The organism is Halorubrum zhoui (genome assembly GCF_051194155.1).
Taxonomy (GTDB): domain Archaea; phylum Halobacteriota; class Halobacteria; order Halobacteriales; family Haloferacaceae; genus Halorubrum.
Genome location: NZ_JBLZNJ010000006.1, coordinates 100,157 through 112,772, shown reverse-complemented (window position 1 = coordinate 112,772; position 12,616 = coordinate 100,157). Strand labels below are relative to the sequence as shown.

The following is a 12,616-nucleotide window of genomic DNA, read 5'->3' as shown; positions in this document are numbered from 1 at the left end:
CGGATATGTCTCTTCGCGTCACGTTCCTCGGGACGGGCGGGGCCGTTCCGACCACCGAGCGCGCCCCGAGCGCCCTCTTCGTCAACCGCGAGGGCGACCACCTGCTGTTCGACTGCGGCGAGGGCACCCAGCGCGGGATGATGCGGTTCGGCACCGGCTTCGGCGTCGACCGGATCTTCGTCTCGCATCTCCACGGCGACCACGTCCTCGGCATCCCGGGGCTCGTCCAGACGCTCGGGTTCACCGACCGCACCGAGCCGCTCACGATCCACTGTCCGCCGGGCACGAGCGAGGACCTCGACGCGCTGGTCCACGCGGCGGGCCACCAGCCGCGGTTTCCCGTGCGGATCGAGGAGGTCGCGCCGGGCGCGGTCGCCTACGAGGCCGACGCGTACACGGTGTCCGCCTTCGAGACGGCCCACCGCACGCGCTCGCAAGGGTACGTCCTCGCCGAGGACGACCGGAAGGGCCGGTTCGACCGCCCTCGCGCCGAGGAGCTCGGCGTCCCGGTCGGTCCGGCGTTCGGCCGGCTCCACGCGGGCGAGACGGTCGAACTCGAGGACGGCACCGTGGTCGAACCCGAGCAGGTCGTCGGCCCGCCGCGACCCGGCCGAACGCTCGTGTACACCGCAGACACCCGGCCGGTAGACGAGACGGTCGCGGTCGCCGAGGGGGCCGATCTGTTGGTCCACGACGCGACGTTCGCCGACGACATGGCCGGTCGCGCCCGCGAGACCGCTCACTCGACGGGTCGGGAGGCTGGGACGATCGCGCGCCGGGCCGACGTCGCTCGGCTGGCGTTGGTTCACATCTCCTCGCGGTACGCCGGCGACGCGTCGGCGATCCGGCAGGACGCACAGGAGGCGTTTGACGGCGCGTGTCTCCTCCCGGACGACGGCACCGAGATACGCGTGCCGTTTCCGGATGCGACCGCGTGAGCGCTGGGTCGCACGCTGTGCATATGCTGGTACAGCATTCAATACGGTATCGCACGCACCCTACGTCGGGGGAATCACCTCGGGCCACCGGCGTCCGGCCGGCGGCCCGCGCGTGTGTGACCGGATCCAGGCAGCCGAGAGTAGATCGAGCGGTCGGCCGGCGGTATCGCCCAGTCACCCCCCGCCACTGCCACAGGCAATCTGTTACCACTCGCCGCGGACATGCCCGGCCGTCAGCGTCGATCGAGGCGTCGGCAGCACGCTCGGGTCGCTTATTGTACGGCGGTAGTCGGCTCTCGCTCTGTGCCACCGAACACCACCGACAGCAGTTTTCGTTCGGCGATTCGGATGTGTCGTAGCGCGGTCGTGCGCGAGACGCCGAGCAGGTCGCCGACCTCGTCGGCGGTCGCCACCTGTGGTCGATCGAAAAAGCCCGCCCGCGTCGCGACTTCGAGCGCACGGTGTTGCTTCTCGGTGAGCGAGTCTACTGCTAACGGGAGCCGGTCGTCGGTGTCCACCTGTTCTTTCGCCGCGAGTCGTACCCCGGGGTGTGCGTCTCGAATTTGTTCGACGAACGTGCCCACCGGCGTGTGCCTGGGGAGGTCGACGACGAGCGTCACGGTCCCTCCCACAGCCTCCACCGACTGCACCATTCCGGCGTGTCGTCTGACGTCGCGGACCAGGGTCGGTGACGCCACGGCTACCGTCACCATCGAGACCGGTCCCTTGCTCTCGACGGGCTCGACGTCGACGACCGCGTCGAGCGCCTTCGCCCGCCGTTCGAGGTCGGCTCGTGTGACCGACGGATCGCTCGCGGCGACGAGGTACCGCGAGCTCGACGCCGACCCCTCGTCGATCGGCGTCACGTCTAGGGTCGCTCCATCGAGCTCGGGCGCCGACGACAGCGCGGCGAGCGCGTGGTCGCCCGTGAGCGAGAGCGACACTCTCGTGACCACGTCGCTGGTGAGCGCGTTCTCCTGTGTCTCGATGCCGTAGCGGTACGCGAGCGACGCGGCTATCGAGCGCAGCCCCTCGAGAAATAGGTCCGTCGGTGGCGTCTCCTGTGCGACGGTGACCGTCCCGTAGGTGACCGCCGCGTGCGTGATCGTCACAGACGTGAGGTGCACCGTGCCGGTCTCCGTCGAGACCGTCTCTGTGTGTAGCAGCTGATCGCGCGTCTCGTGGTCTGTAGACTCGTGGCTTCTCTCCTCGTGGTCGTCGGCTGCGGCCGCTGCGACTCGCGCCCCAGCCGGTGCCGTGATCGTCTCGACGAGGTGGTCCGTGGCGGGGTCTCGGACGAGCGAGTCGCCTTCGTCGGGTGCGAGCGGGCACGCCCCCTCTACCGCGAGCACCTCGAGGTCGGACGTGACGTCTGGAGTCATCGTGCTCACTACCCAGGCGCCCGCACAGTCGTTGCTCTCACAGAGCGTTCGGCAGGCACGGGTCGCGGCCGTCCGGACCGACCCGGTCGAGAACAACAGCTCGGCGGAGGACTCACGCCACTGTCGTTTGACCCCGTCAGTGATGCTCACGACGGTGTTTAACATTAGCGAGGGGATCCCGTCCTCGAGCAACACCACGCCCCGCATGATGAACGGCGCGTAGCTGCCGTCGGCACGTCGCAGCCGGATCTCTTCGGAGAACTGTCCGAACTCGTCGGTGAGCTCGTCGAAGACGTCCGGCTGTAACCCGAGCACGGCGGCGTGTTTTGTGCCCACCCGCTCGACATCGCTCGGGTGGAGTAGCTGAAATATCTCCTCGATCTCCCACGACTCCCCGTCGGTGTCGTAGCCGAGCTCGCGGAGGTTGCCGAGCTGGACGTTTCGGCCGGTCCGGAGGTCGTGTGCGGCGAACGTGTTCCCTGTGAGTTCGCCGAACCGCTCGTAGTCCGTGAGCCGCGGTTTCGTCGAGTACTGATGGTGATACGCCAGTGCGCAGCCGCGGATGCTGGCGCCGATCTCCGCCCGCGAGTCGGGGTCGGTCGTCTTGACGTAGTACTCGGTCGCACCCGCATCGAGCAGTTTCGCCCGGGTGAGCGCCGAGTCTCGCTCCGTGTAGAAGACGACCGGAAGCTCCGGGGTGACGTCTCGCACGAGCGCGAGAAAGTCGATCGCCTCGACGCCGATCGAGTCGCACTCGCTCACGACACAGTCGACGCGTCCGGCGTCGACGTGCGCCATCCCGGCCTCTGCGGTCGGCTCACACAGCAGCGTCACGCGGTCCGCGTCGTCGCCGGCTATCGTCTGGACGTCTGGCGTCGGGTCGACGACGAGGACCGTACTGTTCGAGAGCGAGTGGCTCCCGTCGGAGCCGATGAAGGCGTCGAACCCGGCGCGTAAATCATCACGAAGTGACATGTGTGGTGGCGGTGCTGGCGGTGAAGCGGCCTACAGACGACTGCCGCTGTTCGTCGAAGTGCGGATACACGGTCATGAAAACGCGTACTTCGGGAGCAGTTATCAACCGTCTCACCTACATGTGTACAAACTAGCCGAACATATACGCTGTGCGCCCCGTTAACTTCTACAAGCTCTGCTTATGGGTCTGCAAGCCACTGATCAAAAATAATGTTTATATGTTATATTGTATTCACCAAGTTAGTTATTATGGCATGAACATCGACGACTCGCTCTGATAATAACAAATCACAGTATCTCTAAAACCAACACAGAAAAAAAGCGGCAGCCTAGCTGATTGGCTCTGGGGGTACTCCAACTGACGATACCTCTGTCCCATCGGTCGTTCCCACGAAAATTTTATTCAGTATTTTAAACGACCCCGCCTCTATCCCCTCCACAAATGAGTGAATCTTTTCGCCAACACTGTTATCAATCTCAATTTTCAAATCGACGTCAAATGCTACGCCACCTCCTGTCCTAGCAGAAAATGACGAAGCCTGACCTGCTGCTCCGCTCGCAGGAGATATTCGTTTTTTATCATTATCATTGGTATTTTCTATTTCAAAACTAACCACGTCAGCAGCAGCATCGAAATCTATGCCATCACTTGTTAAGCCACCATATTCATCGCTGACAAATGGCTTACCAGTCCCCGCTTTTGAACTCGTATTTGCGTATCCAATTTTTTCATCAGCGAGATTATTTGGAACCGTTCCGAAACCAGTTCCGCTAACATTAATTTCTTCAGCATACTGGATGATAATCTTCTGCTCACTACCGCTATTATTTGTTATTTTAAGAAATTGTGGAAAATCAAGCGTAAGCGTGTTCTCCCCACTATCTGGAATTTGATCAAACGGAATAACTAATCCGAGCTTCAAGTCGCCGTTCGTGTTGTCATCCGCGGCGACTGCTGATTCAGTCTTATCGTAAAAGGTATCATCCGGCGCGGATGCCGTGTAGGCTCCACTTGCACCGGATGGCTCCGTGTCGAATCCTTGGCCACGCTCGATTAGCAACGCATCGGCCGGTGTGTCATCTGGTACGCCAATACGAAAGTCAGCCGTTGGTGCGATCGAATTCTGAATCGTCGCTCCAGTGAGCGCCGTAGCTCCGCTCCCAACTCCTAATGCACCCAGCCCGATCATGAGATTGCGTCTTCTCATTGTACTCTACGGTATGCCTGGCAGTGGGTTCAGCATACACGCTTCATATGCCCACTCGTAGCATCTACATGACGGCAACTTGTCGTGCACACGCGAAAGGTGATACATGACAACTTCATCACGAACCCCGAATACCACCTGTCACAGGGTAGATGTTAGTGTTCGCTCATGTCTGTCGAAGCGGTTGAACCAGTAGTGAGCGAAAAGTCACTGAATCGGTGTGTGGTCAACTAATGGTTTTGACACACCATTGGCGATTGTCGATTAATGACGCCCACATATGATCTGTTTACCGTTTGATCATCTATGCCGGTAGTCTGAGAGCTGACTTTGCTGGTCAAGCATCACAGTGATTACTCTACTCAGTTATTTATTCTCCGCACCCGCCACGTACTACAAATTATATCGTTAAATGCCTCAGCCGGTTACGCCTCTAGTTGATGTACCGCACTTACGATTGAACCGTCGACTATGAATTAAACACTCCGTCTACAGTGACATCACCTGGGCTGTTCGTTTCAACGATGAATATTTTGTCCATCAATCGAACGAAGCTCTCTTCTAGGCTATTGTTGACGTAGTCAGCGATCTCATTGCCCCGGGGTTCACTCATCGTAAACTTAAGTTGTATATTTACGGAACTATTTCCTTCAATGCGCACCGCATTACTTGGTTTTTGATTGGTGTTTGTTCCTTGGTCGGTTTGATGTCCGGATGGTGATATTATTCCACTACTACCGGAATCGTCGATTGCCTCAAATCTGAAGGTGAACGCAACTTCATCGAATGCCAGGTCTTGACCATCGTCTCCAGTTTCCACTACTAAAGGGTCAGTACCGCCTGTCGCATACCCTACGTCGCCCGAACCTGGTGACCCATCTGCGTCAACACTCTCTGTAAACTGAATTGCCACGTCCTTCGCCGCATCCCCATTATTTTCGATCTTGAGAAGGCCATCATCAGATGATTGATTCGTCGGGCCAAATATGTATGTCCGGAGTTTACTGGGACCTAGCTCTACCGCACTTGTAGAGGTAGCACTGTTGTTAGTAGGGATTTTGTCAAACGGTACTCGGATTCCAAACTCAAGATTCTCGTTTATTTCGTCGTTGTGCACTGCTGCGAATTCGGCTTCATCATCCAACGCTGATATCTCACCATTGTCAATATAGTTGATATTTGGGTTAGGACCAAAGTTAGTTCCCCCAAATCCATTTATTACACGTGTGCCCGAGCCAAATACACTACCTCCTTTGACCACGAGGTCAGGGCTCGCCTGTTCGGTGTTCACCCGGAAGTCTGCACTCGGCGCCACTCTGTTAGAGAGTGTCGCGCCTGTCAGCGCCGCTGCTCCACTGCCGATTCCCATCGCGCCCATGCCCATGAGCAGGTTTCTTCGTCTCACAGGTACCCGTAGGATGGTCCACTACCTGTACTCACCCGCTTCATATGTCCAGTACACACGCTCCGTGTTTTTCACACTGCAGACACGCTCTTCGAATCTCTCATACGAATGGTACTTTTACACTGCGCCTTTCTGCCTCGCTAACTGACTTAGTGAGTTGCTGTTAGTGAGCCCTATCGCTTCTCAGAGGTCTCGCAACGGAATCGCCTGAAACCCGACGAACAGGTAAAACGCCACGATAATCGGCGTCAACACCACTCCGGTGACTCCCGCGATCGCCACTGCCGGCGAGATCCCGTGCAGTCGTTCCAACAGTCCAACCGGCATGACGTACGGGTAGTGTGCTTCGGTCCGGAACCGCGCGTAGCGTCCCGGCTCAGCCGGCGCGGTGACCGTGTAGTTCGTCGACGCCGAGGCGTTGTGTGGAACGACGAGCACGGTCTCAGAGAGCGTGGCACCCGACCCGGGTGCCTCGAGAATCACCACCTTCGGCACGTACAGTGTGTTCGTCACCCCGATCGGGACCGTCCGGTCGGTGCCCGGCTCGATGGCCCCCGGCCGACCATCGCTGTCGCTGCTCAAGATCGTGACCTGTGTCGTCCCCGAGGGCACCGTCATGAACGTCACGACGGGGAGCGCCACGATGACGAGAACGACCACCAGGATCACCCAGCCGCGTACCTCCGAGCGGGTCGACTGTCTCGTCGTCTGTCGCCCCTCCTCAACGACGACGTCGTACCCGATGGCGAGCGCGATGAACCCGAGCCCGACGATCAACAGAAACAGGGCGATCTGTGCGCCCGGGTATCGACCGAGGCCGAGCCGCTCGATCCCGCGCTGGAGTCCGCCTTGGACCCCCGTCACGAACCCGCCGTAGCCCGGGATCGTGACCACCTCGCCGCCGACCGCGAGCGGCTTCCCGACGATCTGCGGCGTGGCGACGGGCGGCTCCCCGGACGCTTGGTCGGTGAAGGTGCTGTTGTCGCCCTTCGTGATGTAGCCCTCCGGCGTCTCGTCGACGATCCGGTGAACGGTGAGCGTCACCTCGTTCGTCTCGGATTCGAACACCACGAGGTCGCCGACCCCGGCCGGAGCCGTCACCATCGGCGAGAGGGCGATGAACCCGTCTCCGGGCGCGATGACCGGGTCCATGCTCCCCGTCTCGACGTACCCGAGAAACAGCGGGTGACCCGTGAGCTCGCCCAGCACGACGAGCACGACGAGCCCGACGACCCCGGTACCGAGCACCGACCAGATCGGATTCCGACGCGTCATCCGTCACCTCCCTGGAACCGACCGGACCGGCCACCGAGCCCGCTCGTTCCCGCCCGCCGCTGTCGGGCACCCGCCGGGCTCACGACGTCGACCCCGCGGCGTCCTCACCTGTTCCACGGCCCGGCGCATCGTCGCTCGCCGCACGACCGACTGCGTCGTCGCTCGCCGCACGGCTCTGTGTGTCGCCGAGATCGGCGTCGCCACAGTGCGCCCGGGCGGCGTCGATCCACCGCGCGATCCGAGATGCCGACACCCCCGTTTGTTCACACAGCACCGTCGCGTCCGCCGATGCCAGCTGTCCGACGGTCGTGACGCCGGCGTCGGCCAACTTGGCGCTGTACCGCTCACCGATGCCGCGTATCGCCGTCGGCGGCTGCGCCCTGGGTGACGGCCGTCGGGACCCCCCACGTCCATCTGTGACTGCACCACTCGCCGACGAGGCGTCGGCACCCGGCAACTCCGGCTCCGAGGCCGGTGGTGTCGGCGTTGACCGCTCCCGCGTCGGGGCGGGCGTCTGCGATGCTGCGCGCTCGCCGTCCGCCTGCTCGCGCTGCTCCGGAGACTCCCACACTCGCTCCCCGACCGACTCGCCACCGGCGCGAGTGGGTTCCTCGCCGGCGGCGGACCCACCATCCACGCCCGCGGACTCCTCACTCTCGCGTGCCGGCTCGGTCTCGCTCACGTCGTCGGCTCGTTCGTCTGGTGTGGTCACCTCGTCGTCGATGGGACCGGCCACGAGCCGTCGGGCCCGGTCGACTATGAGCCGCCGAGCCCGGTCAACTACGATCCGCCGAGCCCGGTCGAGCCCGTCGCTCGCTCGCGCCACCCCCGCGCGGCCGACCGACGCGACGCGCGCTTCGCGGTGTCCGTCCCACTCGCGCCCCCGACGCGACACACGGCCGCTCAGCTCGTCGGACGACGGCAACCGCAGCCGAACCCACTCGACCAAGGTCGGTATGGGCCCCTCGGCCGGAGACTCCGTCGTCTCGGGACGCCCCAGCGTGGCCGCTTGCCCGCGTGCAACTAGGTGATGAGCCCGCTCGCGCACGCGTCCCCATCGCGTTCGGACGTCCTTCCGATATCGCTCGACGTGGTCGTCGACGCTGTCGACCCAGGCTGCCGGCACGAGCCGGCCGCCAGCGAGACGGCTCGGTCGGTCGCCGGCTGGCGCTTCGTCCTCGTCGGCGGCCGGGCGTCCCTCGTCGCGCGTCGCTCGCTCCGGTTCGAGCCAGTAGTAGCGCTGGTCGCCGAGCGTGACGACGTACACTCGGTCCGTCTCGTCGTAGATGATCCGCCGGTTGGCGTCGATCGCGAGGTTCGCCAGGTCCCCGAGCGAATCCATCTCGACGTACGCCGCTCGTGGGGCGAACACGTGCTCACCCGCGGATATCCACTCGGCGTATGTCGCCCGCTCGACGGCCCGGGCCAACGCCGTCGTCGGTGGTAGCGTGCGCCGGTACGAGTCGACCCCCCGCGCGAGCAGGAGCAAGAACACTCCGCCGCCGAACAGGAACAGCGCCGACTCCGTGTCTCGCTCTCCGGTCACGGGGTCGCCCTGTACCGTGACCGACTCGGTGTTTGTCGCCGAGGCCTCTCCCTCCACCCAGTACGCGTTGTCGACGATGCGGAGTTCACGGGTGACGTCGAGTGTGCCCTCGTACGGCTCCCCGGTCGTCGAGACCGTACTGTATGTCGCCTCAAGGACGACCTGCGTTCGAATCCCGGCGACGGTCTGGGTGATCTCCTCGACGCGAAAGAGGTAGTCGCTCAATGCGACGACGTCGACCGTCTCCTCGAAGCCGATCTCGCCGTCCGTCACGGTGGCCTCACCGGCTGCGAGCAGCGTCTCGTTCGTCCACACGGTCTCGTCGGCCCGGTCGGCGAACGCCCGAAGCGTGAGCCGATACGTGACCGACACGGATCGGTTGGCAGGGACGGAGACGGCTCCGGTCAGCGTGATGTTGTCTGCCGTGTTCGTGAAGTACGCTGGGTGATTCTCGAGCACTGCCCCGGGCTGGTACAGCGGCGTCTCGCGCTCGACGGTGACCCGGTCGCCGACCGTCGCGGTGAACCGCTGGGTGTCGACCCGCTCTTCGGTCGGCTCCTCGGTGGGTGGCGCGGCGTACACGTACCCCCCGGCGAGAAGCAACACCACGCCAACGAGCACAGCGAGGGCGGCGATACCGCGACCTTTCGTCGCTAGTTGGAGTCGAAATCGAGGAGTCATCCACACCGGGGCCGGCGCGGTGAGACATCGACTCCGTGGTGGCGTTCACACCGAGACGAGCGTGCGAGTACCGTCACTACCGTATCAGTGTATGCCCCGGCGGCAAAACCACCGACCGTACATATGTCCACGTGATTGGCCACTGTCACGTGCTCGCCGCCGTGCCCGACCGTCAACGCACCTCGGCTCGTGCCGAGTAGATGCGGCTAGAACGCGAACGGAGGCGCCTCGTCACGAGTTCGCCGAGAGCGACGAGAGATACACGACATCGCGGCCGTGTCCTGCCCCGGCGTGAGCTCTCGCCCTGCGGCGAGACGACGTGAACATATGACGCTCCCGAACGTATGCGCGTGCACCCTTGATGTTTCCACAATGAAACGGCGACGGCTCTTACTCGGACTCGGGACGGTGGCGGTCGGGAGTGCCGCGGCGGCACTCACCGGCGCGACGCTCTCGAACACCGTCTCACCGACGGCCGACTTTCGCGTCTCCGTCGACAGCGGAACCGAAGTGAAGGCGGCGACGGCGAATCCGACGTACGATTCACGCGGCAATGGCTTCAACGACCTAAACAGCACTTCTACAAAATTGAGCGGGGCATTCCCGAGTCCGGACAACACCGATATCGCAAACAATCCCACGTTCGAACCTGGAAATAACGAGATTCCGGTCGAGGGACTCGGCCGACAAGTCGACTTTTCGTACATCCTCTCGGAAACGCCGGCGGAGCAGGTCGGATTCGGCACCGGCGGCGGCGTCGGTCGTCTGATCGCCGCAAACGCGAAGACGAACGACGAACTCGAGGTCGCGATGAACGTCGACCTTCCATCGACAGACGAAACATTTGAGGCCCCGACTGCAATTGCGATCAAGAACACTGGCTCAGCCTCAAAGAATTACGCCATCTCGTATGAGTACGGGCCGGACGTCGACGCGAACGGAGTGACGGAGGCCGATGTCGCCCAGCTGTACCAGTTCGTCGACGTCGATCCGCAAGATAATACCAATGAGACGCAGCTCTCTCCGACTCAGTCGACACCCGGCAACACACTCACGATCGGTTCCGGTGAAACGTTTCTCATCGATATCCGCGTCAACCTGGATTTTACAGGCGAACAGGAAACGAACATCCGAACACAGATCGCCGATGAGGTCGGGACCGCCGGGGGCGAACTACAGCTCCTCTCGAACATTAACGTTGGCACGCGGTGACTCCGCCGCTTCGATCGCGTCTGCTCACCCACGTCTCTGCATCCGTCACAGCCAGGTGAAGTCGTCGCACCCACACGCCAAACCTTGATACCCCGCGCCGTCGACCCCTCTGACATGACCGACGACTGCATCTTTTGTTCGATCGTCGCAGGAGACGTACCGGCACGCACCGTGTACGAGACCGACGCGGTCCTCGCGTTCCTCGACGCGAACCCGCTCGCGCCCGGGCACACCCTCGTGATCCCGAAGTCGCACGCGGCCCGCATCGAGGACCTCGAGACCGACCTCGCGGCCGCCGTCTTCGAGGCGGTCGCCGACCTCACCCCGCGCGTCCAGGACGCGGTCGATGCCGACGCCGCGACCGTCGGGATCAACGACGGCGAGGCGGCCGGCCAGGAGGTGCCACACGTGCACGCACACGTGATCCCACGATTTGACGACGACGGCGGCGCGCCGATCCACGCGGTCGCGGGCGACCGTCCCGACCTCGATTCGGACGATCTCGACGCGCTCGCCGACTCGATCGCCGACGCGACCTCGGCGTGAGCCGATGACGCCACACACCCTCGCGCTCGTCGGCGCGACCGGCGGCGCGGGAACCACCCGGACGGCCGTCGAACTCGCGGCTGTCGGCGCCCGTGCCGGTCACGACGTCGTCGTCCTCGACGCCGCCTACGCGACTCAGGGACTCTCGGAGTACGTCTCCGGTCGGATCGGCACCGACCTCACGACGCTCCTCACCGACGACCCCGACGCGTCGCTGTCGGCGGCGACGTATCCGATCGCGGTCGACGACGACGCGCGTGGCGCACTCGACGGTCGTGCCGACATGGTTCCCGCTCGGGCCCCGTTCGAGCGCGTCGCTCGCGCGAAGACCGCCGAAGCCGCGCGTGCACTTGAACGCCGCATCGACGAGGCGGCGGCCGCGTACGACGCGGTGGTCGTCGACACGCCGCCCGTCGCCTCGAATCAGGCCGTCGCCGTCGTCACGACGGTCGACCGCGTCGCCGCGGTTCGGCCGGCCACGCCACACGGCCGCGACGCACTCGCTCGGCTCTACGGTCGAGTCGCCGACGTCGGCGGCAGCGTCGACGCGACGGTCGCGGTGGCGCGCACGGATACGACCGCCACCGACGCGGACGAGCCGACGGACGGGGCCCTCGACGCGTCGATCGGCGTGACGAACTCACCCGTCGCGGCGGCACCGACCACGGCAACGGCGACCGACGCGTACACGGGTGCGGTCGTCGACGCGTACGAGACGCTGTTCGACACCTCGCTCGATCTCGAGTTCGACCGGCCGGGCGTGTTCGACCGACTCACGGGGTAGCGACCGTGCTATCGGAGCCCATCGGGTGCACCGACCGCGTCGCCGAGCGGGTCGGCCGCGCCGAGTCCGCACCCGAGCGGCGAGGAGCCGGCTAGGTTCGCGGCGACGGCGTCGGCGACGGCCGGCAGCGGGTCGTGGGTCTCGACGTACGCCGTGAGTGCGAAGTCTGCTTCGTCGCCACCCGTGAGCGCGAGCGCCTCGCTGCGCGCGATGGCCCCGTCGAGCCACTCGCGAACCACCGCGCGACGGGTGGGTGCGAGCGGGCACACGCCGTTGACGCCACAGCGGTGCAGCGTCTTCGCGGCAGTCATCGGCGTCACGCCGGCGGCTGCCGCGGCGTCGCCCACGCTCCGGCCGGCAGTGTAGGCGTCCACCAGCGTCGCGGTCGCCGCTGGCGTACACGGGAGGGCGTCGGCGTGCTCGCGGAGTCGCTCGACGAGCGGCACGTCGGTGTCGTCGGCGACGGCGACCCCTCGGTCGCGCTGGTCGAGGGTGATCGTGAGCCCGTCGGCGATCTCCGACAGCGTCATGTGCACCACTGCCGCGGATCGACTGATAAATCCACCGCCTGAGACGCGATCGGTGCCCCGACGCTCGCCGAGATCACCGACCGGTAACCGGTCGGTAATCGGTCGGCCGATCGCCGGGGATCCGGTGGATCGAC

10 protein-coding genes are annotated in these 12,616 nt (G+C 63.9%); 4 read left to right on the top strand and 6 right to left on the bottom strand.

All coding sequences use genetic code 11. The annotated features are described in order from the left end of the window. Nucleotides 1-5: 5 nt before the first annotated feature. A complete protein-coding gene (gene rnz, locus ACNTAO_RS10315) occupies nucleotides 6-938 on the top strand; it encodes a ribonuclease Z (RefSeq protein WP_435161923.1) in 933 nt (310 codons plus the stop codon). Between the two features lie 272 nt (nucleotides 939-1,210). Here the strand turns inward: rnz and ACNTAO_RS10310 are convergent, their stop codons facing one another. The 5 genes from ACNTAO_RS10310 to ACNTAO_RS10290 form a co-directional block, all read right to left on the bottom strand. Next, nucleotides 1,211-3,295: a helix-turn-helix domain-containing protein gene (locus ACNTAO_RS10310; protein ID WP_435161922.1), complete on the bottom strand. Its 2,085-nt coding sequence runs from the start codon at nucleotides 3,293-3,295 to the stop codon at nucleotides 1,211-1,213. 329 nt (nucleotides 3,296-3,624) lie between these two features. Beyond that, complete coding sequence (locus ACNTAO_RS10305; RefSeq protein WP_435161921.1) at nucleotides 3,625-4,485, bottom strand: hypothetical protein; 861 nt, start codon at nucleotides 4,483-4,485, stop codon at nucleotides 3,625-3,627. Between the two features lie 487 nt (nucleotides 4,486-4,972). Further along, on the bottom strand, nucleotides 4,973-5,908 hold the full coding sequence (locus ACNTAO_RS10300; protein WP_435161920.1) for a hypothetical protein: 936 nt from the start codon (nucleotides 5,906-5,908) through the stop codon (nucleotides 4,973-4,975). 183 nt (nucleotides 5,909-6,091) lie between these two features. Beyond that, the gene (locus ACNTAO_RS10295; RefSeq protein WP_435161919.1) at nucleotides 6,092-7,183 is read right to left on the bottom strand and encodes a S26 family signal peptidase; all 1,092 of its coding nucleotides are present in this window, start codon (nucleotides 7,181-7,183) and stop codon (nucleotides 6,092-6,094) included. 79 nt (nucleotides 7,184-7,262) lie between these two features. After that, nucleotides 7,263-9,410: a DUF5305 family protein gene (locus ACNTAO_RS10290; RefSeq protein WP_435161918.1), complete on the bottom strand. Its 2,148-nt coding sequence runs from the start codon at nucleotides 9,408-9,410 to the stop codon at nucleotides 7,263-7,265. Nucleotides 9,411-9,782: 372 nt separating this feature from the next. Between ACNTAO_RS10290 and ACNTAO_RS10285 the strand changes: the two genes are divergently transcribed. The 3 genes from ACNTAO_RS10285 (at nucleotide 9,783) to ACNTAO_RS10275 (ending at nucleotide 11,952) form a co-directional block, all read left to right on the top strand. After that, nucleotides 9,783-10,622: a hypothetical protein gene (locus ACNTAO_RS10285; RefSeq protein ID WP_435161917.1), complete on the top strand. Its 840-nt coding sequence runs from the start codon at nucleotides 9,783-9,785 to the stop codon at nucleotides 10,620-10,622. Between the two features lie 114 nt (nucleotides 10,623-10,736). After that, nucleotides 10,737-11,168, top strand: coding sequence for an HIT family protein (locus ACNTAO_RS10280; RefSeq protein WP_435161916.1), 432 nt, complete (start codon nucleotides 10,737-10,739; stop codon nucleotides 11,166-11,168). Nucleotides 11,169-11,172: 4 nt separating this feature from the next. After that, nucleotides 11,173-11,952, top strand: a complete 780-nt coding sequence (locus tag ACNTAO_RS10275; protein WP_435161915.1) for an AAA family ATPase — start codon at nucleotides 11,173-11,175, stop codon at nucleotides 11,950-11,952. 8 nt (nucleotides 11,953-11,960) lie between these two features. Here the strand turns inward: ACNTAO_RS10275 and ACNTAO_RS10270 are convergent, their stop codons facing one another. After that, complete coding sequence (locus ACNTAO_RS10270) at nucleotides 11,961-12,482, bottom strand: DUF7858 family protein (RefSeq protein ID WP_435161914.1); 522 nt, start codon at nucleotides 12,480-12,482, stop codon at nucleotides 11,961-11,963. Between the last annotated feature and the right edge of the window lie 134 nt (nucleotides 12,483-12,616).